A 23,358-nucleotide genomic window follows, 5' to 3' on the forward strand; every position below is an offset into this window, starting at 1 on the left:
CTTTTCTTATTTTTCTCTGCTGGCTCCTGCCAGGGCGGCCTTACAGCCGGCACTGCCCCGCATAGGCGTCGCCGTGGTTTTCCAGCACGCGGCCCTTGGTGACGAGGGCGGGCTTGCCATCGGCGCCGCGCTCGACGCGCACGAGGTACCAGTCCTGCACCGGGTGCTGGTTGGGGCCGAAGGCGAACTTGCCGCGCGTGCTCTCGAACTTCGCCGGCAGCATGGCGCGGCGGAAGGCCTCGGTGTCGTCCACCTTGCCCCCCGTCCCGGCGAGGGCGGCGCCGATGGCGAGGGCCGTGTCATAGCCGTGCTGGGCGTAGTAGGTGGGCACCCGGTTGTATTTGGCCATGAAGGCGCTGACGAAGCGCTTGTTGGCCTCGTTCGGGAAATCCGTGTTCCAGTGGGCGGTGACGTGGATGCCGAGCGCGGCCTCGCCCACGGCGCCGAGGGTGGTGGCGTCCATGGAGGGCTCGGCCAGCACCATCGGGATGCTCTGCGAGAGCCCCGCCTGCACATATTGCTTCAGGAAGGCGATGCCGAGGCCGCCCGGATGGAACTGGTAGACGGCATCCGGCTGGGCGGCGCGGATCTGCGCCATTTCGGCGGCGTAGTCCGTCTGGTCGAGGCGGGTATAGACCTCGCCGACGATCTCGCCCTTGTAGAGGCGCTTGAAGCCGGTGATGGCATCCTTGCCCGCCTGGTAGTTGGGGGCGAGGATGAACATCTTCTTATAGCCGAGATTGACGGCGGCCTGGCCGGCGCTCTCGTGCAGGCTGTCATTCTGCCAGGCGATGGACCAGAAATTGCGGTGGCACTCGCGCCCGGCGAAGGTGGAGGGCGAGGCGTTGGGGCTGACATAGATGCCGCCCGCATCGAGCACATCCGGCGCGACGGCGCCGAGGACGTTGGAGAAGACCACGCCGGTGAGCAGCTTGATCTTCTCGTTCTTCATGAAGCGCTCGGCGATCTGCTTGCCCTGGCCGGGCTTGAGCGCGTCATCCTCGACGAGGAGCTGAACCGGTGTATTACCCAGCCGGCCGCCCTGCATCTCCAGGGCGAGGGCGAAGGCATCGCGGATGTCCTGCCCGAGATAGCCGCCGGGGCCGGACAGGGTGGTGATCATGCCGATCTTCAGGGCCGTCCCTTGGGCCCGGGCCGGCCGCGCCAGGAAGGGGGCAGCCGCCAGCGCGCCGGCGGCTCCCAGGAAGCCACGCCTCTCGATCATCTCCCGAACTCCCCTGTTTGTTTAAGCTTAAACTGTTTTCTTTCCGTCTTGGAAGCGGGAATCTCTGGCCTGCACAGGGGTAACAGGCAACCGCGATTTCACGTGGAACAGGGCCGGGCCGGGGAACAGAGGAAAGCGGGGATCAGTCCGCCTTGCGGCCGCGCATATAGTGCCTCTCGGGCTTGTAGCCACGTGGCGAGAGCCAGCTGATCAGAGCCTTGAGCGGTTTTTTCAAACGAGCCTCCATCTTCTGCGATGAGTCTCGTTTTGCTGCACTGCACCTTAAGATCAGGTGAAGAGAAGCGCGTTGAGAGGGGCCTTGCCCCTCTCAAACTCTCCCCACCAGGAAACCGAGTTTCCTGGACCTTCCGATAGAAAGGCCGCTACGGCGACAGGATCGCACCATAGACCAGCGCCTGCCGCAGCTTGGCCACATGCAGGCGAAAGGCGGGGGGCAAAGCCGGGCAGAGCGCCAGGCGCCAGAGCAGCGCCCGCGGCCAGAGCCAGCCCGAAACCGGGCGCAGCGCCTGGATCAGCGGGAAGATGCGGTGGCGCCGCACCGCCTCCGGGTGGGTGGTGTAGAGCAGGCGGTAATTCTCCACCGAGCGGTCCAGCCGCCCCAGCCAGTCGGCATCGCGGTGGAATTCCATGTGGCTGACGCTGTTGTCGATGTGCAGCAGCGGCGCGCGCGGGGCGATGCGCAGCGCCCATTCCGTGTCCTCCCAGCCCCAGCCGCGGAAGCGGTCGTCGAAGGGGGTGGCGAGGAACAGCGCGCGGTCGATCTGGAAATTGGCGGAGAGGAAATGCCCCGCCGGGTCCTGGTTGCGCCGGGTGGCGGGCAGCCATTCGCGCTTCTGGCTGTGGGTGTGGAACAGCCGCGCATCGGCCGGCGGCGGCGGCAGGCGCAGCCCGGTGCGGCCGCCGCAGACCACGGCGCCCGGGTGCTCCGCCGCCGCCGCCAGGGCACGGGCGACGAAATCCGGCGCGTCCGGCAGGCTGTCGGCATCGAGGAACAGCACCACCTGGCCGCGCGCCAGCCGCGCCAGGGCATTGCGTGCCCCCGCCCGGCCCAGATTGCCCGGCGCCACCGCCAGCCCCGCCGCCACGCCGCGCGCGGCGGCCTCGGCCAGGATCGCCTCCTGCCCGGTCAGGCCAGGATTGCCGTCGATCAGCACCAGCAATTCCACCGCCCCCGGCTCCGGCAGGGCGGCGATGCCGGCCATCAGCTCCCCGGCCAGGGGGCGGATGTCACGGTCATAGGTTGGCACCAGCAGGGAGAGGCGCGGGGTGGCGCCGCTCCAGGCGGGGCTGGTGGCGGGGCTGGGGTCGCTCATGCGGCGGGGCTTCCGGTGGGAGCGGGGGCGGGGGGCAGGCGGCGCAGCGCGAAGGCCCAGACGGCCAGCGCCGCCAGCCCCTGCACGCCGAGCCGCGCCAGCGAGGCGCCCTCGATGCCCGCCAGCGGCACGGCCAGCCAGCACAGCGCCAGGGTCAGCGCCAGCGAGAGGGTGACGATGCCGAGCCGCAGCGGCTGGCGCCGCGTCGCGCTCAGCACATCGGCGCCGAGGTAGAAGGCGCCATAGGCGGCCGGCATCAGGCAGACCAGCCGCAGCAGCGGCGGCAGCGCGGCATAGGCGGGGCCGAAGATCAGCGGCAGCAGGTCGGCGCAGAGCAGCACGCCGAGCGCCGCCGCCAGCCCGATGCCCAGCCCGGCCGGCAGCATGCGCAGCCCATAGGCCGGGCGCTCCGCCTCCGGCCGGCGGAAGAGCCGGCCATAGAAGGCATAGCCCAGCGCGCGCAGCGGCAGGTAGAGCGTGCCGATGATGCGGAAGGTGGCGGCGTAGAGCCCCGCCTCGGTCGGCCCGGCGAGCTGGAGCACGATGGGCTTGTCGAGATCGGCCACGGAGGCCTGGAGCGCGGCCTCGGCGGCGAAGGCCGTGCCCTCGCGCCAGTGGCCGTTGATCCAGGTGGGGATGGGCCAGCCATGGTCGCGCACCACCAGCGCCAGGCAGCCCAGCGCCGCCAGGGTGGAGGCGCCGAGATACCACCAGGCCCAGGCGGCGATGCTGAGCCCGCCCGGCAGCAGCCCGGCCAGGGCGATGGCCGCCAGCCGCAGCGCCCCCACCAGCACCGTGGCCTGGGATTGCCGCCCCGCCTGCCCGGTGGCGATGGCCACCACGGTGCAGAGATTGGCGTAGCGGCCGCAGAGCAGGTCCGCCAGCAGCACGGCCAGCAGCGGCCCGGTGCCGATGCGCCCGATTTCGGCCAGCGGCAGCAGCAGGAGCAGCAGCAGCGCCAGCGGCAGGCCGGTGGCGGTGGTGGCCAGCAGCCCATGCCCGAGCCAGCGCCGCAGCGCCGCCGGCTCGGCCGCGACATGGCGGATCAGCAGCTGGTCGCTGCCCAGGCCCACGAGGAAGGAGAGCGCCACCGTCACCGCCGTGAGGCTGGCGAAGAGGCCATAGCCATCCGGCCCCAGCACGCGCAGCGCCAGCACCAGCCAGCCCACCTGCGTCAGCAGTTGCAGGGTGAAGCCGCTGAACAGCACGCCGATATCGAGCGCCAGGGCGCGTTCCGGCAACAGGGCACGCAGGCGCTTCAGCATGGGCGGGTGCTCCTGAGAGGGGCTTTGCCCCTCTCAGACTCTCCCCACCAAAGGCCTGAGGCCTTTGGAAACCCTTTCTGAAGGCGGGTGCAGGGGATCCTATCCCCTGCTGGGGGAGTTTGAGGGGGCAAAGCCCCCTCAAGGCCAGCAGCGCTCCGAATGTTCCAACCGGCTCTCAGGCGAGCAGGCTCCGCCCGGTCATCGCCGCCGGCTGCGGCAGGCCGAGCAGCGCCAGCAGCGTCGGCGCCACATCGGCCAGCCGCCCCTCGCGCAGCGCCGCCCCGGCCGGGCCGCCGGCCAGCAGCACCGGCACCACATTGGTGGTGTGCGCCGTGTAGGGGCCGCCCGTCGCCGGGTCCTTCATCAGCTCGGCATTGCCGTGATCGGCTGTCACCAGCAGTGCCCCGCCGCGCGACAGCACCGCCTCCGCGAGGCGCGACAGCCCGGCATCCACCGCCTCGCAGGCGCGGGTGGCAGCGTCCAGGCTGCCGGTATGGCCTACCATGTCGGCATTGGCGAAGTTCAGCACGATCAGGTCGAACTTTTCCGAGGCGATCGCCGCCACCGCCTTCTCCGTCAGCTCGGGGGCCGACATCTCGGGCTGGAGGTCATAGGTCGCCACCTTGGGGGAGGGGACCATGATCCGCTCCTCGCCCGGGAAGGGCACTTCCTCGCCGCCATTCAGGAAGTAGGTGACGTGCGGATATTTCTCCGTCTCCGCCATGCGCAGCTGCGTGAGGCCCGCCCGCGACACCACGGCGCCCAGGATGTCCTGCATGGATTGCGGGGCGAAGAGCGTGGCCAGATGCGGGTTCAACGCGCTGGAATATTCCGTCATGCCGGCGCAGCCGGCGAAGGCGGGGCGGCGCGCGGTGAAGCCGTCAAAGCCCGGCAGCAGCAGCGCCGCCAGGATCTGCCGCACCCGGTCGGCACGGAAGTTGAAGCACAGCAGCCCGTCGCCATCCTTCATCCCGGCATAGCCGCCGATCACGCTGGCGGGGATGAACTCATCCGTCTTGCCGGCGGCATGGGCGGCGGCGATGGCGGCCGCGGCGCTCTCCGCCCGCTGGCCCTGGCCCTCCACCATGGCGTCATAGGCGCTGCGCACGCGCTCCCACCGCTTGTCGCGGTCCATGGCGAAATAGCGGCCGGTGACGGTGGCGATGCGCGCCCCCGCCGGCAGATGCGGCTCGAAATGGGCCAGATAGCCGGGGCTGGAGTCGGGCGGGGTGTCGCGGCCATCCGTCCAGGCATGCACGGCCACCGGGATGCCGGCGGCGGCGAAGGCCTTCGCCAGCGCCAGGCCATGGCCCTGGTGGCTGTGCACCCCGCCCGGCGAGAGCAGGCCCATCAGGTGCAGCGTGCCGCCGCTGGCCTTCAGCCGGGCGATCAGGTCGGTCACGGCGGGCAGGGTGGCGATGGAGCCATCCGCCACCGCCCTGTCGATGCGCGGCAGGTCCTGCATCACCACCCGGCCGGCGCCCAGATTCAGGTGCCCGACCTCGGAATTGCCCATCTGGCCATCCGGCAGGCCCACATCATGGCCGCTGGTGTGCAGGAAATTGCGCGGGCTCTCGGCCCAGAGGCGGTCAAAGCAGGGAGTCTTCGCCTGCCGCACCGCATTGTCGGCCGCCTCCTCCCGCCAGCCCCAGCCATCCAGGATGACAAGCATCACAGGCTTGGGACGGGTCATGGCGCTTCTCCAGGCTGTTGCGGACAGGGGGAGGGATAGACCCGGGGGGAAGGAGACAAAAGAGAGGAAAGAAAAAAGGCGTGGACAGAAAAAGGCTGGGGGAATGAATTCCCCCAGGCCCCCTTCTTCTTTCTGTCAGGGCCGGCCGCCGATGGCGGCCGGCAGGCGGTCAGGACAGCTTCAGGTCGGCGGCGGGGGGGAGGAAGTCGGCCACATAGAGGTCGGCGGCGGACAGGGGCGTGGTGATGGCGAAGGCGTCGCGCACCGTGTCGATGGCGGCCTGCACGCGCGGCAGGGGCAGGTTGCCATAGCCGCCGGCCAGCGCCTCCGGCGTGCGGATGAAGGCGAAATTGGCCAGCATCCGCGCCTTCTCCAGCGCCTTGGGGGCGGTCGCGTCGCGCTTGACCAGGGCCTCCATGGCGGCGTCCGGGTCCTTCCACGCCGCCTCATGGCCGCGCGCCAGGGCGCGGATCATGCCCGTCACCAGCTTCGGGTTGGCCTCGGCATAGGCGCGCTTGGCCAGCAGCGCGGTGGAGAGCAGCGTCACCCCGGCATCGGAATAGCGCATCGAGACGATGTCGCCCTCCGCCACGTTCAGGTTGCGCAGGCTGAACACACCGGAAATCTCGAAGCCGGTGATGGCATCCGCCTCGCCGCGCACCAGCATCGGCTCGCGCAGCTGCGGCGTGACGGTGACCCAGGAGATCTTGCCCATGTCGATCCCCGCCGCCTTGGCGAAGGCGGGGAAGAGCTGCCGCCCGGCATCCGTCTCCGGCGCGGCCAGCCTGCGGCCCTCCAGCTGCTTCGGGCTGGTGATGCCGGATTTCTTCAGCGCCATCACCGCGAGCGGGCTGCCCTGCTGGATGACCATGGGCGCGATCAGGTCCGGCGCCTGCCCCGAGAGCCGCAGCCGGATGGCGGGCGAGAGATCGGCGATGCCGAATTCATAGGCGCCGCTTGCCACCTTCACGGGCGTGTCGCCCGAGCCGAAGCCGCGGTCGATGGTGATGGCGATGCCTTCATCGCGGAAGAAGCCGCGCTCGGCCGCCAGCAGATAGGGTGCCTGCGGCCCCTGGAAGGCCCAGTCCAGGCAGAACTTCACCGGCGTCAACCCGCCCTGGGCCTTGGCGATATGCGGAAGGGCGAGCAGGCCGCCGGCGGTGCCGGCCATCAGGCCACGGCGTGTGATGAGCATGAAAACCTCCCGGTCTCTCTGATGTGTCTCTCTGGCATCTCTCTCTGGCATGGCTGTGCCAGCCTGCATGCCGGGAAGCAACGCCCGTGCCGCAAAGCGGCACCAGAAGACGTGTGCCGCAAAGCGGCACCAGAGGTTGTGTGCCGCTTTGCGGCACCAGAAGGCGGGGTTTGGGGGGACCCTGTCCCCCCAACGGGGTCCGGGGCAGCGCCCCGGACTTTTTTTCAGTCTTTCACCCGGCCTGTTGAATGGCCGAGAGCAGCCACGGCCCGCCGCGCCGCCGCGTGAAGGTCCACAGTTCCGTGGCCTTGGTGCGCTGCGTGGGGTCGCCTTCGACGACGCGCCCCTGCGTGTCATAGGTGACATCGACGAGGCTGAAGCGCATGGCGACGGTGGCGTATTCCACCTCTCCCTCGCGCCACGCCTCGGAGAGGTCGCCCTGCTCCAGCTGCACGTCGCGCGTTTCGTTGCGCCAGCCACGGGCATCGAGGTCGCGCAGGTCCTGGGCGAAGTAGCTGGCCATTTCCGGCGTCGCCAGCCGGGCGAGCCCGGCCTGGTCCCGGCGCGACCAGGCGGCGTTGATCTCGCGCAGCTGGGTCTCGAAGGCGTGGAAGTCCGCCGGGGTCACCTGCACGGGCGTGGTGCCGGCGCCGCCGCCCATGGGCGCGCGGGGCGCCTCGGCCGGCTGCCCCTCGCGTGCCATGCCCCGGTTCATCCCTTGCGGCCCGCCCGCCATGGCCGGCTGCCGGCTGCGGAAGAAGCGCAGGGCGAAGCGCACCAGCAGCACGACCAGTGCCACCTGGATCAGCAGGCCGAGAATGCCGCCCAGGCCGCTGATGCCGCCGAACAGCCCATGCCCGAAGAGCAGCCCGCCGAGGCCGACGCCGATCAGCCCGCCCAGCAGGGCGCCGCCAAAGCCGCCGAACAGGCCGCCGCGCTGCGGCGCAGGGGTGGCCATGCCGGGACGCGGGGCCTGGGTCTGCGGCTGCTGGGCCGTGCGGTCCCAGCTGCGCGGGGCCTCGGGCGCCGTGCGGGTGACGGGCGGCGGGGAGAAGGTGCGGCTGCCACGGCTGCCCGAGCTGGCGCCGCCGCCGGGGCGGGCCTCCGCCAGGGCCGGGCCCAGCACCAGGGCAAGCGCCGCGAGACCGGCCAGCAGCCGGGCGGGTGCGCGCATGGAAGACATCCTCCGGGATATGCTCATCGTCCCCCCAATATAGTCATGAACGTCCTGTAATCCATGCCGTGCCGCATGAAACTCGCGCCAGAGCCGTGTCATGTGCGCGGGCGGTGGCGGCGCTGGCCAAACGCGGCGCGATGCCGCAGAAGGCGCCTCATGCGAGGACGATGGACATCACGGCTGCGGCGGGTGCGGTGGCGGATCGAGGCGGCGCTGGCGCGGGTCGCGCTGGCGCTGGCGCGGGCACTGGGGCCGGTGGGGGCCTCGGGCCTCGGCGGCGCGGTGCTGCGTGGGGTGGGGCCGTGGCTGCCTGTCTCCCATGTCGGGCGGCGCAACCTCGCCCTGGCCTTCCCGGAGCGCGATGCCGCCTGGCGCGAATCGGTGCTGCGCGATGCCTGGGAGAATCTCGGCCGCACGGTGATGGAATTGCCGCATCTGACGCGGCTGCGCCGCCTCGCCCCCGGCGAGCCCGGCCCCGGCTGGGAACTGGCGGGGGAGGAGAACCTGCCGCCCGGCCCCGCCCGGCTGATTTTCGTCTCCGCCCATCTGGCCAATTGGGAGACGCTGCCGCTGGCGGCGCATGCGGTGGGGCTGAACATGGCCAGCCTCTACCGCGCCCCGGATAACCCGCTGGTGGACGACGTGTTGCACGAGATGCGGCGCGGCGGGGTGGCGCTCCAGCTTTTCCCCAAGGGCTCACGCGGGGCGCGGCAGGTGCTCCGGCACCTGTCGGACGGGCATGCGCTGGGGCTGCTCGTGGACCAGAAGCTGAATGAGGGGGCGGAACTGACCCTGCTCGGCCAGCCGGCGATGACGGCGACCGGCGCGGCGGACCTCGCCCTGCGCTTCGCCTGCCCGCTGGTGCCGGCGCGGGTGCAGCGCCTCGGGCCCTGCCATTTCCGTGTGGCGCTGGAGCCGCCGCTGGTGCCGCCGGAGAGCGGCGACCGAATCGCCGATGGCCGCGAACTCAGCCAGCAGATCAATGACCGGATGACGGCCTGGATTCGCGAGCGGCCCGGTGAATGGCTGTGGCTGCACCGGCGCTTTCCGCGCAGCGTTTATCAGCAATAAGCGGCAATCTTCTTTTTCTGAAGAAAAAGAAGCAAAAAGACTTTCTTTCAGGCTGCCGCCGTCTCCCGGAACGGCGGGACGCTGCACTGAAAAAGTTTTTTGGTTCTTTTTTTCAAAAAAGAACCGCTTCTCGCATATCCGGGATCCTAGCCGACCACCAGCATGGCCCCGGCGGCATAGAGCCTTTCGCGCAGGCCCGGGCGCGGCGCCAGGATGACGACGCCCGGCGCATATTGCCGCAGCGGCGTGGCGCCGGCGGCGCGTATCCCCTCATCCGCCGCCAGCGGCGTGTCGAAGAGCGCGACCAGCGGGGCTTCGATGCTGCCGGCGTCGCGCAGGGTCTCCGGGGAGATGGTGGGGCGGGGGTGGAAGGCGAGGAGCGTCATGCGATTCCAATGCCGTCCCAATGCTTACGCGAAGATGAAAGAGACGCGTTTTTTTGATGGCAGGTTGAAAGATTCTTGCCGCCATCAACCCGGCAACAGCGGTTGCGGATCGAGCGCGGTGGCAAACCAGTTCAAACCGAGATGCAGATGGGGCCCGGTGACCCGCCCGGTGGCCCCGGTGGCCCCCAGGCGCTCGCCGCGGGGCAGCATCTGCCCCACCCGCACATCGATGGCGGAGAGATGGGCATAGAGGCTGACCACGCCATGCCCATGGTCGATCAGCACGGTGTGACCGGTGAAATAGAGGTCCTCCGCCAGCACGACGCGGCCCGGGCCCATGGTGTGGCAGGGGGTGCCGGTGGGCACGGCCACGTCCAGCCCCAGATGCGGCGCGCGCGGCTCGCCATTGAGGATGCGCTGGCTGCCATAGACGCCGCTGATGCGCCCGCGTGCCGGCCAGTCGAAGCCCTCGGCGAAGAAGGTCAGCGGGCTGTCCAGCTTGCGGATCTCGGCCAGCTTCGCGCGCTCGGCATTGATGCGGGCCAGTTGCTTCGCATCCGGGCTGACCATCGCCGGGGGCAGGCCGTTCAGGCGCTGGATGTCCCAGTCGCGCTTCGCCACGCTGAGGCGGCGGGTTTCCGTGCGGCCATCGGGCGCGGTGGCGGTGAGCGCGGCCTCCGGCCCGGCCTCGCGCCCGAAGCCGAAGGCGAATCGCCCATCCGGCGCCACCGAGACGGCGCGGCCATCGAGGCTGACGCGGCTGCCCGGCCGGGTGCGGCCGATGACCAGCGCGCCCTGCGCCGGCGGCTGGGCCGGCAGGTCGAGCAGCGGGGCGGAGGCGTTCTGTGACGGATTCTGCGTCTGATTCTGGGCCTCGGCGCAGGCGGCGGGCAGCAGCCCGGCCAGGGCGAGCAGGGCGTGGCGGCGGTGCAGCAGGCGGTTCACAGCAGGGACCCCTGGGAAGGCGCGGCGCGGCGTGGCCGGCGGGATGGCGGCGCGGCGGGGGGCGTTTCGCCCCCGCCGGCGGGCGGTGCCCCGGCGGTGACCTGCCGGGTGCCGTCCTGGAAGGTGAGGGTGAGGCGGGCGCCCTCGGCGATGGCCACGGCGCTGGTCACGGCCTCCCCCGATTCGGCGCGCACCAGGGCGAAGCCGCGCGCCAGCACGCCCTGGTAGGAGGCGCCTTCCAGCCGGGCGGAGAGCCCTTCCAGCCGGGTGCGCGCCTCGCGCAGGCGGGATTCGAGGCCGCCGCGCGGGTCCTGCCGCTGGGCGAGGGCGGCGTGGCGGCGGTCCAGCAGGCGGCGCAGCGCCGCCCCGGCGCGGGCCTCGAGCAGGGACAGGGTGTGGCCATGCCCGGCCAGCGTCTCGCGCGGGTGGGGCAGGCGGGGGGCGATGGCGTCCAGCGCCGCGCGCTTGCGGGCGAGCAGGGCGCGCGGCGCCAGGGCCAGGCGCTCCGCCCTGTCATCCAGCCGCTGGCGGGCGGCGCCGACCAGGGCGGGCAGGTCCGGCATCCGCGCCTCGACGCGGGAGAGGCGCAGGCGGCCGCGGTCCAGCACGGCCAGCCCGCTCTGCGCCAGCCGGGCCGCGCTCTGGGCCAGGGCGGCCATCAGCTCCGCCCGCGCCGGCACGGCCATTTCGGCGGCGGCGGTCGGCGTCGGCGCGCGGCGGTCGGAGACGAAGTCGATCAGCGTCGTGTCCGTCTCGTGCCCGACGGCCGAGATCAGCGGGATGGGGCAGGCGGCGGCGGCGCGGAGGACGATTTCCTCGTTGAAGGCCATCAGGTCCTCCAGGCTGCCGCCGCCGCGCGCGACGATCAGCACATCCGGCCGGGGGAAGCCGGCGGGGAGGCGGGAGAAGCCCTCGATGGCGGCGGCGATCTGCTCGGCCGCGCCCTGGCCCTGCACCGGCACCGGCCAGAGCAGCAGGTGGCGCGGGAAGCGCCGGGCGATGGTGGTGCGGATATCCTGGATGACCGCGCCCTTCTCGCTGGTCACCACGGCGATGGTGCGCGGCAGGGCGGGCAGGGGCTTCTTGCGCCCCGGCTCGAACAGCCCTTCCGCCGCCAGCTTTTTTTTCAGTTGCTCGATGCGGGCGAGCAGGGCGCCCTCGCCGGCGAATTCCAGGCGGTCGATGATCAGCTGGTAGTCGCTGCGCTCGCCATAGGCGGAGACCTTGCCGGTGGCGATGACCTCCATGCCGTTCTCGGGCTTCAGCGACAGGCGCGGCACGGCGAAGCGCCAGATGATGCCGCGGATCTTCGCGCCCTCATCCTTCAGCGCGAGATAGATATGGCCGGAGGGATAGGCCTTCAGCTCGGTGATCTCGCCACGGACGCGGACGCGGCCGAACTCCCCCTCCAGCGTGCGCTTGATGGCGCCGCTGATCTCGGAAACCGTGAATTCCGGCGTGTTGCTCGGGCGCGGGGGGGCTTCGGCGTCGGTGTCCATGGGCGGGAGATTAGCCGGGTGGACCAGGGGGGCCAAGGCAGGGAAGGAAAGTGTTCTTTTTTGAAAAAAAGAACCAAAAAACTTTTTTCATTGTAGCGTCCCGCTGTGCCGGGAGATGGCGGCAGCCTGAAAGAAAGTCTTTTTGCTTCTTTTTCTTCAGAAAAAGAAGAATATCCTATTGATTTAAAATATAATCTTTCCTCTTTCGTCCCTGTCCTGTCCATGCTAGCGGCGCCGCCGCGTGTGCCGAGAGAGGGTTGCGGGATGAAGGTTCTTCTGGTGGGCGGCGGTGGCCGCGAACATGCCCTGGCCTGGGCGCTCTCCGGCTCTGGCCTGCTGACGAAGCTCTGGGTGGCGCCGGGCAATGCCGGCATCGCCGAGGTTGCGGAATGCGTGGCGATCGGGGCGGAGGATGTCCCGGCGCTGGTGGCCTTCGCGCGGGAGCGGGCGGTGGACCTCGTGGTCTGCGGCCCCGAGGCGCCGCTGACGCTGGGCCTGGCCGATGCCTGCGCCGCCGCCGGGCTGAAGTGCTTCGGCCCTTCCGCCGCCGCCGCGAAGCTGGAGGGCAGCAAGGCCTTCACCCGTGAGGTGGCGACCGCCGCCGGCGTGCCGGGCGCCGAATGGGCGCAGTTCACCGAGGCCGAGGCCGCCCGCGCCTATGTCCGCGCCAAGGGCGCGCCGATCGTGGTGAAGGCGGACGGGCTGGCCGCCGGCAAGGGCGTCGTCGTCGCCGCCACGGTCGCGGAGGCGGAGCAGGCCATCACCGAGATCATGGAGGACAAGGTGCACGGCGCCGCCGGCAGCACCCTCCTGATCGAGGAGTGCCTGATGGGGCAGGAGGTTTCCTTCTTCGCGCTGTGCGACGGGGAGACGGCGCTGCCCATGGCCGCCGCGCAGGACCACAAGCGCGTGGGCGATGGCGATACCGGCCCGAACACCGGCGGCATGGGCGCCTATTCCCCGCCCCCCGCCTTCACCCCCGCGATCGAGGCCGAGGTGATGGACCGCATCATCCGCCCGACGCTGGCGGAAATGGCGCGGCGCGGCACGCCCTTCCGTGGCGTGCTCTTCGCCGGGCTGATGCTGACCGAGGCCGGGCCGAAGCTGATCGAGTTCAATGTCCGCTTCGGCGACCCGGAATGCCAGGTGCTGATGCTGCGCCTGCAGTCGGACCTGCTGGCGGCGCTGCTGGCGGCCTGTGACGGGGAGCTGGACCGCTTCGCCCTGCGCTGGTCGGCCGAGGCGGCGATGGTGGTGGTGATGGCGGCGCGGGGCTACCCCGGCGCCTATGCCCGGGGCAGCGTGATCGAGGGGCTGGAGCAGGCGGCGCAGGTGCCGGGCGCGCAGGTTTTTCATGCGGGCACGGCGCGGGACGAGCAGGGCCATCTGGTGGCCACGGGCGGGCGCGTGCTGGGCGTCTCCGCCACCGGCGCGACGCTGCGCGTGGCGCGCGATGCGGCCTATACGGCGGTGGATGCGGTGCGCTGGCCGGGTGGCTTCTGCCGGCGCGATATTGGCTGGCGCGCGCTGGAGATGTGAGCGCGATATGTAAGCGCGATATGTAAGCCTGGGTGGGGCGTTTGGCGCGGGGGCGCAGGAAAGCGGTGCGCCCCAGCGTTTAGTGCGCCCCAGCGTTTAACCCTCTTTTCATGCTGGGTGCAGAGAATGGCATGATCGCCCCAGCCGCTTCGCAGCGGGGCGGGCAGCGATAAGGAGACTGCGCGGTGAGATGGTGGCGGCACCGGGCGGCGACGGATGCGGTATGGCTGCTGGGCGTCGCCCTGGCCTCCACGGCGCTGGCCGTGCGCTTCGATGCCTTCGATCATTTCGCGGCCTTCATTGCCGAGCATGAGGACTGGGAGCTCGATGAGCTGTTCACCGGCCTGTTCTGCACCGGCTGTTGCGGCTTCGTTTATGCCATCCGCCGCGTCACCGACATGGTGCGGGAGTGCCGGGCGCGAGAGCGGGCGCAGGAAGACGCGCTATGGCTCTCCCTGCACGACCCGCTGACGCGCCTGCCCAACCGGGCCGGGCTGGAGGAGCATCTCAAGCTGCCGAGCCCGATCGTCGGCGGCGTGATGCATATCGACCTCGATGGCTTCCGCGCCGTCAACGACCTGCACGGCTCCGCCGCCGGCGATGCCCTGCTGACCGAGGCGGCGCAGCGCCTGCGCGAGATCTTCCCCAATGCCTGGATCGGCCGCCCGGGCGGGGATGAGTTCGTCATCCTGCTGCAGGATATCAGCCTGCCGGTGCTGCAGCAGCAGGCCGGCCGGGTGATCCGCAACCTCTCCCGCCCGGTGCGGCTGCAGGGGCGGCGGGTGGAGGTCGGCGCCAGCATCGGCATCGCCGCCGTGCCGCAGCACGGCGCCACCCTGCGCGAGGCCCTGCAATGCGCCGAGGCCGCGCTGCTCGCCGCCCGGCAGGAAGAGCGCAACGGCCTCTGCGTCTATCAGACGGAAATGCGGGAGAAGCAGACCGCCCGCGCCCGGCTGGAGCAATCCCTGCGCGAGGCGGTGCAGGCCGAGGTCATCCGCCCCCATTACCAGCCGCAGATCGACCTGGAGACGGGCCACGTCATCGGCTTCGAGGCGCTGGCGCGCTGGTGGCAGGAGGATGGCACCCGCGTCTCGCCCGAGGTCTTCATCATCGCCGCCGAGCGCACCGGGCTCATCCACCGCCTGACCGACCAGCTTCTCCAGCGCGCCTGCCGCGACGCCATGCGCTGGCCGCCGACGGTGCGGCTGGCCTTCAACCTCTCCGCCATGCAGTTGGGCGACCCGCGGCTGGCGCAGCGCGTCTTCCGCGCCATCGAGGCCGCCGGCCTGCCGCCGGAACGGCTGGAGGTGGAAATCACCGAAAGCGCCCTGGTGCGGGAGGCCGATGTCGCCCAGGCCACCATCACCGCCCTGCGCGAGCGCGGCATCCGCGTCGCGCTGGATGATTTCGGCACCGGCTATGCCAGCCTCAGCCAGCTGGTGATGTTCAGCTTCGACGTCATCAAGATCGACCGCAGCTTCATCCGCAACTGCCTGGAGGACGACCGGCAGATGAAGATCGTCAAGTCGATCCTCGGCCTGGGCCAGGGCCTCGGCATCGAAATCACCGCCGAGGGCGTGGAAAAAACCGGGCAGGCGGATTTGCTGCGCAGCCTCGGCTGCCATATCGGCCAGGGCTACCTCTTCGGCGCCGCCATGCCCGCCGAGGAAACGGAACGCCTCTTCGGCCAGGATGGGCAGAAGGCCGCCGTGGCCTGAAGGAAAAAGGAAAGAGGTTCTTTTTTGAAAAAAAGAACCAAAAAACTTTTTATCCGTATCGCGTACCACCGTGACGGGAGACGGCGGCAGCCTGGAAAATGGATCCGTATCGCGTCCCGCCGTGACGGGAGACGGCGGCAGCCTGGAAAATGGATCCGTATCGTGTCCCGCCGTGACGGGAGACGGCGGCAGCCTGAAAAAAAGACGGTTTAGGGGGCGGAATTTAAGCGCCTGAGCAAGGCCGCCTGCATATCCGCCGGCGTGTAAGGCTTGCTGACCACCCCCACATCGCGGAAGCGCTCCGGGAAGATGGCCGCCTCGCCATAGCCTGTGGCGAAGAGGAAGGGCACGCCGCGCGCGCGCAGGGCATCGGCCACGGGAAAACTGTTCTCCCGCCCGAGATGGACATCCAGCAGGGCGATATCCGGCCGGAGCTGTTCGAGGCTGCGCAGCGCCGCCTGCACGCTGGCGGCGACCTCCACGGCCTCCGCCCCCAGGCGGCGGAGCTGCTCCTCGGCATCCATGGCGATCAGCAGATTGTCCTCCACCAGCAGCACGCGGCCCGAGAGGGTGACGGGCGGCGGGGCGGGCAGGGGGTGGGCGGCGGCCAGGGCGGCGGGGGCGGACGCTGCCTCCCGGCCGGGATAGGCATGGCCGGGTGGCAGCCGGAAGCGCGCGCGCAGCCCCTCCGGCGCGTAGCGCAGTTCCGCCTCCCCCTTCAGGTCGTGCGGCAGGGCGCGCTCGATGATGGTGGTGCCGAAGCCCTGGCGCCGGGGCGGGCGCACGGGCGGGCCGCCCTCCTCCTCCCAGTGCAGGTCCAGCGCGCCATCCGGCGCCAGGGACCAGCGCAGCCGCACCTGGCCATGCCGGCCGCACAGCGCGCCGTATTTGGCGGCATTGGTCATCAGCTCGTGGATCACCAGCGCCAGGGTGGTGTAGGCGCCCGGCTCCAGCAGCACGGGCGGGCCGCAGAGCTGCACGCGCTCCTGCCAGCCGGCCGCATCGGCGGAGGCACCGGCATAGGCGGCGGCCTCCGCCTGGACGAGGTCTTTCAGCGGCGCGGGCCGCCCGTGGTCGGTGGTGATCTGGTCATGCGCGCGGGCCAGGGCCTGCACCCGGCCGCCCACCATGGCGGCGAATTCCTCCACCGTGGTGGCCTGGGCCTGGCTCTGCGTCACCAGCCCGCGGATCAGGCCCAGGATGTTGCGCACCCGGTGGTTCAGCTCGGCGATGAGGACTTCCTGCCGCGCCTGCGCCGCGCGGCGTTCGCGCTCGGCCATGTCGGTCAGCTGCAGGACGACCTCCAGCAGGGTGAGGCGCAGCCGCTCGGCCAGGGCGAGGTCATTCTCATCCCAGGGGCGGCTCTGGCCGTCCACCATCTCCCGCCAGGCGGCGAAGCTGGCGCGCGGGCCGATGCGCCCGCCCTCCGGCACCGCCGGCTTGGCCGGGTCCCCCGCCCAGGTGACGGCGTGGATCATGGGCCGGCGGAAGAACACCAGATAGTCGCGCGGGACGCGGGAGAGCGGGATGGCGAGCAGCCCGGCCACCTCCGGCCCCGCCGCCGGCGGATAGGCCTCCCCCAGGCAGTGGGTGGCGTAGAGGGTGCCGGAGGCGGCGCGGTTGAGGAAGGCGGCGAGGCCGGTGAAGGCCTCCGCCCCCGGCGCGTGGCCGCGCAGCGCCGTGCTGCCCCGGCTCCACAGCCCGATGCCGTCGCAGGGGATGAGCTCCGCCAGGGTCTCCAGGATATCGGCGAGGGACTGGCTGCCCGGCCCCAGGGCGCCAAGGGCGGCCATCAGCCGGTGGTGGACGCGGCCGGCCTCGGCATCGCGCGCCTGCTCCGTCTCGCGCTCGCGGCTTTCCAGGGCGAGGGCGAAGACCTGGGCGAACAGCTCGGCCGCCGTGCGGCGCTCGAAGGGCACGCGCAGCGGCTCGGCATGGTGGCAGGCGATGAGGCCCCAGAGCCGCCCCCGGCGCAGCACGGAAATGGACATGGAGGCCCGCACCCCCATGTTGCGCAGGTATTCGACATGCACCGGCGAGACGGCCCGCAGCACGCTGAGGGAGAGGTCCAGCGGCTGGCCGTGCGCGTCGAGCAGCGGCAGCACCGGCACGGGCGGCGCCTCGGTGTCGGCGATCAGCCGCAGCAGGTTCTTCTCATAGAGCCGCCGCGCCTGGCGCGGGATGTCGGAGGCGGGGAAGCGCAGCCCCATGAAGGAGGGCATGAAGCTGGCGAGGGACTCCGCCACCACCTCCCCCGCGCCATCGGCGGCGAAGCGGTAGAGCATGACGCGGCCAAAGCCGGTGAGGGCGCGGATCTGCCGCACCGCCTCGCGGCAGAGGCCGTCCAGCCCCTCGGCCTGGTTCAGCCGGGCGATCATGCCGCGCACGGTGGTGCCGGCCTCCAGCGCGTCGTCGAGGTCGGAAGGCTCGGCCTCCAGCACCATCTCGCCGCCCTCGCCGGAATGCAGGGCGAGGTCATAGGCGATGCCACCCGGCTGGAGCACGATGCCGAAGAGCCGCTCCACCGCCGCCGCGCCGCGCAGCAGGTGGAGGCGGCCGCCGATCTGGTGCAGCGCCTCGCGCGCCAGCAGCCCGCGCAGGCCCGCGCCCAGCAGCGGGGTCTCGGGCGGCAGGCGGAGATGTTGCCCGGCATTGGCCGAGGCGCGGCGCACCACCCAGTCCGGCCCCGCCACCAGCAGGAAGCCGATGGGCTGGATGCCGCCCAGGAGGTGGATCGGCTCCCGGTCGCACTGGCTGAGGTCGATCGCGTCGGGGTGGGTGAACTGGCGGAAGGGGTCAGACATGGGCCGCCGCCGCCCGGGGTGGGGCGCCAGCGGGGTGCGTCTCGGGATGCGTCTCGGGATGCGTCTCGGGGTTGGGGGCGGGGGGGAGGCGCAGCGCCGCCAGCATATGGGCGAAGGCATGGCGGGCGCCTTCCGCCGCCGCCGCCCAGCCCTCGGGGCCGGGCAGGGCGCGCTCCAGCCGGGTGACGAATCCCGGCCAGGTATCGCCCTGCGGGCGGTGGGCGAGGTAGGCGGTGGCGCGGTGCAGCACGGGGTCCGCCGCGGCCTGCACCTGGCGCAGCATCAGCGCGCCGCCGAGGCGGGAGCCCTCCAGCACATAGGCGGCGCCCAGGGCGGCCTCCCGCCCGAGGGCCGGGGGGGGAAGCGGCGCCGGGGCGGGGTGGCCGAGGGTGGCGAGGTCGGCCTTCAGGGCGCCGGTGCGGGCGCGGGCCGGCCAGTCGGGCCATTCGGCGCCCAGCGCCGCCGCACAGGCGGCCTCCAGCCCTGGTATGGCCAGGGCATGGGCACGCAGGAAGGCGGCATAGCCGTCGCGGGCGTCCAGGGCGAAGCGACCGGCCAGGCGGTCTGCCTCGGCATGCAGGTCCTGGGTCGCTTCCCGCAGATGCCAGCGCAGGCCCTTCGGAGGGGGCGGGCTGGAATTGGTCATTGCGGTGCAGGATACCGCCCACCCTGGCGGCGGCGATAGGCTGGCCCGCCGGGGTGGCATCACGCCTTCGGCATCAGCTTGAGCCTGGGTTTCCTGCCGGAAAGCCCCAGGGAAGCGAGAAGTGGGAAGCGGGGCGCCGGGGGATGCGGGAGGTTGCGGCGGGGTGGCCTTTTCGCGCTAAGCTGGCGGCCGATGCGGCCGCCCTGAGCGGCCGCCGGAGGAAACATGACGACCAAGATGAACCGCCGGGGCCTGCTCGCCCTGGGGGGCGCCGCCGCGATGGCGGGCCTGCCCGCGCTGTCCCGTCCTGCCCTGGCCCAGAATTTCCCCGCCCGCCCCGTGCGGCTGATCGTGCCCTGGGGCGCGGGCGGCACCACCGATGTGCAGCTGCGTGCCTTCGCCGAGGCCGCCGGGCGCCGCCTCGGCCAGCCGGTGATCGTCGAGAACCGCGCCGGCGCCGGCGGGATCCTGGGCGCCCAGGCGCTGCTCAATGAGCGGCCGGATGGCTACACCGTCTCGCAGATGCCGATCAGCATCTTCCGCTACCCGCACATGGCCAGCCGGGCGCCCTTCGACCCGATGAAGGACTTCACCTGGGTCAGCCATATCAGCGGTTATCTCTTCGGTGTGGTGGTGCGGGCGGACGCGCCGTGGAAGACCTTCGGCGAGTTCCTTGCCGCCGCCAAGGCCGCGCCGGGCAAGATCACCTATGGCACGCCGGGCGCCGGCACCTCGCTGCACATCACCATGGAGCAGATCGCCGGGCGGCAGGGCATCGACTGGGTGCATGTGCCCTTCCGCGGCTTCGCCGAGAATGTCACCTCCCTGCTCGGCGGGCAGACCGACGCACTGGCCGATACCTCGGGCTGGTCGGAGATGGTGCTGGACGGGCGGCTGCGCCTGCTCGTCACCTGGGGGCCGACGCGCGCCAAGCGCTTCCCGCAGGTGCCGACGCTGCAGGAAAGCGGCATCGATATCGTCTCGACCTCGCCCTATGGCATCGCCGGGCCGAAGGGGATGGACCCGGCGGTGGTGCGGGTGCTCGACACCGCCTTCCGCGAGGCGCTGACGGACCCCTCCCATGTCGCGGTGCTGGACCGCTACGACATGCCGCCGCTCTACATGAACTCTGAGGACTATGCCGCCTTCGCCCGCAAGACCAATGCGGAGGAGAAGGTGATGATCGAGAGGCTGGGGCTGAAGCTCTGAGGCGCAGGCCAGGGGCTCCGCCCCTGGACCCCGCCGGGGGGACAGGGTCCCCCCGGACCCCGCCATCCGTTGGGTGCTTTCTGATGGCGGGGTCCGGGGTGGCCCTGCCACCCCGGCGGAGGGGTCTGGGGAGGCGGAGCCTCCCCAGGGAACAGACAGTTTTGTCGGGCGAGGCTGCGTGTATCCCCGAAGTTTCCGGCATGGGCTTTTTCATGCTCCCTGGCGCATCATCTCTCCCCGCAGTGCAGCGCCAGGAGAGGCCTGATGGATGGCTCCGTTACCAACCCGCATCACCCCGGCGGCAGTTCCTGGCGGCCGGAGGGTTGCCGGCGCGTGGCGCTGGTGTTGCAGGGCGGTGGGGCGCTCGGCGCCTACCAGGCCGGGGTCTATGAGGCGCTGCACGAGGCCGGGGTGGCGCTGGACTGGATCGCGGGGGTTTCGATCGGCGCCATCAATGGCGCGCTGATCGCCGGTAACCCGCCGGAGCGGCGCATCGCCGCGCTGCGCAGCTTCTGGGAGAGGATCACCGACAACCGCATCTGGGGCCCGCTGCCGCAGGGGGATGTGTTCCGCCAGTGGCGGCACGAGGCTTCGGCGGCGCTGACCATGCTGCATGGCCAGCCCGGTTTCTTCACCCCCAACTGGCCGAGCCCCTGGGCCTCGCCGGTGGGGGCGCCCACCGCCACGGCCTTCTACGATTCCTCGCCGCTGCGGCAGACGCTGGAATCCCTGGTGGATTTCGACCGGCTGAATGACGGGCGCATCCGCTTCTCGGTGGGCGCGGTGAAGGTGAGCAGTGGCAATTTCGCCTATTTCGACACGGCGAGGATGCGGCTGACGGCGGCGCATGTCATGGCCTCCGGCGCGCTGCCGCCGGCGCTGCCGATGGTGCGCGTCGGCACGGATGACTACTGGGATGGCGGCCTCGTCTCCAACACGCCGCTGGCGCATCTGCTGGACAATCTGGACGGGCGCAACACCCTGGCCTTCCAGGTGGATCTGTTCAGCGCGCGCGGGCCGGTGCCGCGCTCCATGCCCGGCGTGCTCGCGCGGGAGAAGGACATCCGCTACAGCAGCCGCACCCGGGCCGTGACCGACTACCACCGCCGCCTGCGCAGCCTGGAGATGGAGCTGAAGCGCGCGCTGGAGCTGATCCCGCCCGAGCGGCTGGATGAGCGCCAGCAGGCCCTGCGGCAGAAGCTGGAGCAGCTGCCCGAGGTGGTGATCCTGCACCTGATCTATCGCCAGCAGGTCTATGAGGGGCAGGCGAAGGATTACGAGTTCTCCGCCCAGACGATGCGCGAGCACTGGCAGGCCGGGCTGGCCGATACGCGGGCGACGCTGGAGCATGGCCAGTGGCTGGCCATGCCGCCACCGGGCAGCGGCATCCAGGTGCACGACATCCACCGGCTTTAAAACGCCCCCTCCATGCCCTGGCCCAAGGGCTATGAAAGGGTTTCCAAAGGCCTCAGGCCTTTGGTGGCTGCGCGGCACTGCCGCGCAGGTGCAGAGAGGGGCGGAGCCCCTCTCAAGCCCGTGCTTGGCAAGTGGGGCCGCGCCGGCGCATTGCTGCGCCCGGGCCGAGGAGAGAACCCCCCATGGCGCTGCTGCTGAACATCCTGTGGAACATTCCCGGCCTGGGCTTCATCCCGGCGCTGCTCTGGCTGCTGGCGGCGCTGGTGATGGCGCTGACGGTGGTGGGCCTGCCCTGGGCGCGGGCCTGCCTGATGCTGGCCAGCTACAGCCTGTGGCCCTTCGGCCGCAGCCTTGTCACGGTGGAGGAGCTGACGGGCCGCCCCTCGCTCGGCACCGGGCCGCTCGGGCTGCTGGCCAACCTGCTGTGGTTCCTGCTGGCCGGGCTGTGGCTCTGCCTGTCGCATCTTTCCCTCGCCCTGGCCTCGGCGGTGACGATCATCGGCCTGCCCTTCGCCTGGGCGCATCTGAAGCTGGCGGCGGCCTCGCTCTTCCCGGTGGGGCGGCGGGTGGTGCCGGCGGAGCTGGCCGAGGCCGCGGCGCTGCGCCGGGGCGAGGCGGCGCTGCAGCGCCACCGCCGTGGCTGAGACCGACATCCTGGTGGTGGGCGCCGGTGCCGCCGGGATCGCGGCGGCGCGGGCGGTGCGCGCCGCCGGGCGCGCCTGCCAGGTGCTGGAGGCGCGCGGCCGCATCGGCGGCCGGGCCTGGACGGAGCGCGCCACCCTGGCCGCGCCTTTCGACCTTGGCGCCACCTGGCTGCACCAGGCGGGGGACAACCCGCTGGCGCCGCTGGCCGAGGCCGCCGGGGCGCGGCCCTTCGACCATGACGCCGTGCGCAGCCATGCCTGCTTCGTGGCGGGCCGCCCCGCCACCCCGGCGGAGATGGCGGCCTATGACGCCGCCTATGCCGCCTTCCACCCCGCCCTGCGCGCGGCGCGCGGGCGGCTTGGCCCGGCGGCCTCGGCCGGGGAGGCGGCGCCGCGCGGCGGCCCGTGGGACGCCACCGTGGCGCATTGGGAAGGCCCGGTGATCTGCGCCGCGCCGCTCGTCGCCATGGATCTGGGGGATTTCCTCGACACCCAGCTGGACCCGCCCAACCTGCTGCTGCCCGAGGGGGTGGGCACGCTGCTGGAGGGGCTGGCCGCCGGGCTGCCCATCGCCTGTGGCGCGGTGGTGGAGCGCATCGCCTGGGGCGGGCGGCGTGTGGTGGCGGAGGGCGGCTTCGGCCGCATCGCCGCGCGTGCCGCCATCGTGACGGTGCCCACCGCCGTGCTCGCCGCCGGCGCGCTGCGCTTCGACCCCGCCTTGCCGCCGGCGGTGGAGCAGGCGGCGCATGACCTGCCGCTCGGCCTGCTGAGCAAGATCGGCCTGCGCGCCAGCGGGGCGGACCGTCTCGGCCTCGCCCCCTTCGCCGGGCTGGAGCGGCAGGTGGCGCGCGAGGACGAGGCGGCGATGACCTTCATCGCCTGGCCCTTCGGCCAGGACCACCTGATGGGCTTCCTGGGCGGGGAGGCGGCCTGGGCGCTCTCGGCCGAGGGGCCGGCGGCGCTGGCGGCCCATGCGCGGGCGGAGCTGCGCCGCGCCTATGGCGCCCGCGCCGACCGCGCCCTGCTCCCCGCGGATGAGGAAGGCGCCTGGCTGGCGAGCGACTGGGGGCGGGACCCCTTCGCGCGCGGCGCCTATTCGCATGCCCGGCCGGGGCGGGCCTCCGCGCGCGGGGTGCTGGGCGCGCCGCTGGCGGGGGGGCGGCTCTGCTTCGCCGGGGAGGCCTGCCATCCACGCCTCGCCGCCACCCTGGCCGGGGCCTGGGAGAGCGGCGCGGCGGCGGCGCGGGCGGCGCTGGGGCATCTCCTCACGGAAACGGCATGAGGGGCGGGGGGCAGCCATGATGAAGCGGGGCTTAATGTTGTGGCGCCGCTGCCCTATCTGCTGCACCGCATGATCGATCAGGCGGAACCGGCGGGCTTCGACCGTCAGGGCGAGGTGCTGCGCCTGCGCGGCGCCTTCACCACCCGTGGCATTGGCGCGCTGTGGCCCGGGCTGCTGCGCGCGGCGGAAGGCGCGCGCCGGCTCGACCTCTCGGGCGTCACGCTGCTCGACACCACGGGGGCGGCGCTGGTGCTGCGCGGCGCCGCGGTGGCGGGCGGCGCCACGCCGGAGGGCGCCACCGCCCCGGTGG

19 protein-coding genes are annotated in these 23,358 nt (G+C 71.8%); 8 read left to right on the forward strand and 11 right to left on the reverse strand.

Features of this window, described 5'->3' with window-relative positions:
* Positions 1-40: 40 nt before the first annotated feature.
* The 6 genes from NON00_RS14360 to NON00_RS14385 form a co-directional block, all read right to left on the reverse strand.
* On the reverse strand, positions 41-1,225 hold the full coding sequence (locus tag NON00_RS14360) for an ABC transporter substrate-binding protein (protein WP_256022301.1): 1,185 nt from the start codon (positions 1,223-1,225) through the stop codon (positions 41-43).
* Between the two features lie 383 nt (positions 1,226-1,608).
* Positions 1,609-2,559, reverse strand: coding sequence for a glycosyltransferase family A protein (locus tag NON00_RS14365; protein ID WP_256022302.1), 951 nt, complete (start codon positions 2,557-2,559; stop codon positions 1,609-1,611).
* A complete protein-coding gene (locus NON00_RS14370) occupies positions 2,556-3,824 on the reverse strand; it encodes a lipopolysaccharide biosynthesis protein (protein ID WP_256022303.1) in 1,269 nt (422 codons plus the stop codon). The genes NON00_RS14365 and NON00_RS14370 overlap by 4 nt, the downstream gene beginning before the upstream one ends.
* Positions 3,825-3,999: 175 nt before the next feature.
* On the reverse strand, positions 4,000-5,517 hold the full coding sequence (gene gpmI, locus NON00_RS14375) for a 2,3-bisphosphoglycerate-independent phosphoglycerate mutase (RefSeq protein WP_256022304.1): 1,518 nt from the start codon (positions 5,515-5,517) through the stop codon (positions 4,000-4,002).
* Positions 5,518-5,686: 169 nt separating this feature from the next.
* A complete protein-coding gene (locus NON00_RS14380) occupies positions 5,687-6,712 on the reverse strand; it encodes an ABC transporter substrate-binding protein (protein ID WP_256022305.1) in 1,026 nt (341 codons plus the stop codon).
* A gap of 232 nt (positions 6,713-6,944) precedes the next feature.
* Positions 6,945-7,886 carry a TIM44-like domain-containing protein gene (locus NON00_RS14385; RefSeq protein ID WP_256022306.1) on the reverse strand — a complete coding sequence of 314 codons (942 nt, stop codon included), beginning with the start codon at positions 7,884-7,886 and terminating at the stop codon, positions 6,945-6,947.
* Between the two features lie 159 nt (positions 7,887-8,045).
* Here NON00_RS14385 and NON00_RS14390 point away from each other — a divergent pair, with 159 nt between their 5' ends.
* The gene (locus NON00_RS14390) at positions 8,046-8,960 is read left to right on the forward strand and encodes a lauroyl acyltransferase (RefSeq protein ID WP_256022307.1); all 915 of its coding nucleotides are present in this window, start codon (positions 8,046-8,048) and stop codon (positions 8,958-8,960) included.
* A gap of 146 nt (positions 8,961-9,106) precedes the next feature.
* On the opposite strand, the gene NON00_RS14395 is transcribed toward NON00_RS14390, so the two are convergent.
* The 3 genes from NON00_RS14395 to xseA all read right to left on the reverse strand — a co-directional run bounded on the left by NON00_RS14395 (position 9,107) and on the right by xseA (position 11,790).
* Positions 9,107-9,346: a hypothetical protein gene (locus NON00_RS14395; RefSeq protein WP_256022308.1), complete on the reverse strand. Its 240-nt coding sequence runs from the start codon at positions 9,344-9,346 to the stop codon at positions 9,107-9,109.
* A gap of 84 nt (positions 9,347-9,430) precedes the next feature.
* The gene (locus tag NON00_RS14400; RefSeq protein WP_256022309.1) at positions 9,431-10,291 is read right to left on the reverse strand and encodes a M23 family metallopeptidase; all 861 of its coding nucleotides are present in this window, start codon (positions 10,289-10,291) and stop codon (positions 9,431-9,433) included.
* Positions 10,288-11,790: an exodeoxyribonuclease VII large subunit gene (xseA, locus tag NON00_RS14405; RefSeq protein ID WP_256022310.1), complete on the reverse strand. Its 1,503-nt coding sequence runs from the start codon at positions 11,788-11,790 to the stop codon at positions 10,288-10,290. Before xseA ends, NON00_RS14400 begins: the two co-directional genes overlap by 4 nt.
* 264 nt (positions 11,791-12,054) lie before the next feature.
* Here xseA and purD point away from each other — a divergent pair, with 264 nt between their 5' ends.
* Positions 12,055-13,329, forward strand: coding sequence for a phosphoribosylamine--glycine ligase (purD, locus tag NON00_RS14410; RefSeq protein ID WP_256022312.1), 1,275 nt, complete (start codon positions 12,055-12,057; stop codon positions 13,327-13,329).
* Between the two features lie 185 nt (positions 13,330-13,514).
* Entirely contained in the window at positions 13,515-15,047 is a 1,533-nt protein-coding gene (locus tag NON00_RS14415; protein ID WP_256022313.1) for an EAL domain-containing protein, read from the forward strand.
* A gap of 209 nt (positions 15,048-15,256) precedes the next feature.
* Here NON00_RS14415 and NON00_RS14420 read toward each other — a convergent pair whose 3' ends face one another.
* The gene (locus tag NON00_RS14420) at positions 15,257-17,851 is read right to left on the reverse strand and encodes an HWE histidine kinase domain-containing protein (protein ID WP_256022314.1); all 2,595 of its coding nucleotides are present in this window, start codon (positions 17,849-17,851) and stop codon (positions 15,257-15,259) included.
* Entirely contained in the window at positions 17,844-18,497 is a 654-nt protein-coding gene (locus tag NON00_RS14425; RefSeq protein ID WP_256022315.1) for a biliverdin-producing heme oxygenase, read from the reverse strand. Before NON00_RS14425 ends, NON00_RS14420 begins: the two co-directional genes overlap by 8 nt.
* 225 nt (positions 18,498-18,722) lie before the next feature.
* Here NON00_RS14425 and NON00_RS14430 point away from each other — a divergent pair, with 225 nt between their 5' ends.
* From NON00_RS14430 to NON00_RS14450, 5 genes are all read left to right on the forward strand, one after another.
* Complete coding sequence (locus NON00_RS14430; RefSeq protein ID WP_256022316.1) at positions 18,723-19,706, forward strand: tripartite tricarboxylate transporter substrate binding protein; 984 nt, start codon at positions 18,723-18,725, stop codon at positions 19,704-19,706.
* A gap of 264 nt (positions 19,707-19,970) precedes the next feature.
* Entirely contained in the window at positions 19,971-21,122 is a 1,152-nt protein-coding gene (locus NON00_RS14435) for a patatin-like phospholipase family protein (RefSeq protein ID WP_256022317.1), read from the forward strand.
* Between the two features lie 182 nt (positions 21,123-21,304).
* Positions 21,305-21,766: a YccF domain-containing protein gene (locus NON00_RS14440; protein ID WP_256022325.1), complete on the forward strand. Its 462-nt coding sequence runs from the start codon at positions 21,305-21,307 to the stop codon at positions 21,764-21,766.
* Positions 21,759-23,048: an FAD-dependent oxidoreductase gene (locus tag NON00_RS14445; protein WP_256022327.1), complete on the forward strand. Its 1,290-nt coding sequence runs from the start codon at positions 21,759-21,761 to the stop codon at positions 23,046-23,048. The genes NON00_RS14440 and NON00_RS14445 overlap by 8 nt, the downstream gene beginning before the upstream one ends.
* 39 nt (positions 23,049-23,087) lie before the next feature.
* Positions 23,088-23,358, forward strand: a 271-nt coding sequence (locus tag NON00_RS14450) for an STAS domain-containing protein (RefSeq protein WP_256022328.1), incomplete at its 3' end; no start/stop codon positions are given.

This window comes from Roseomonas sp. GC11 (genome assembly GCF_024437745.1).
GTDB lineage: Bacteria > Pseudomonadota > Alphaproteobacteria > Acetobacterales > Acetobacteraceae > Pseudoroseomonas.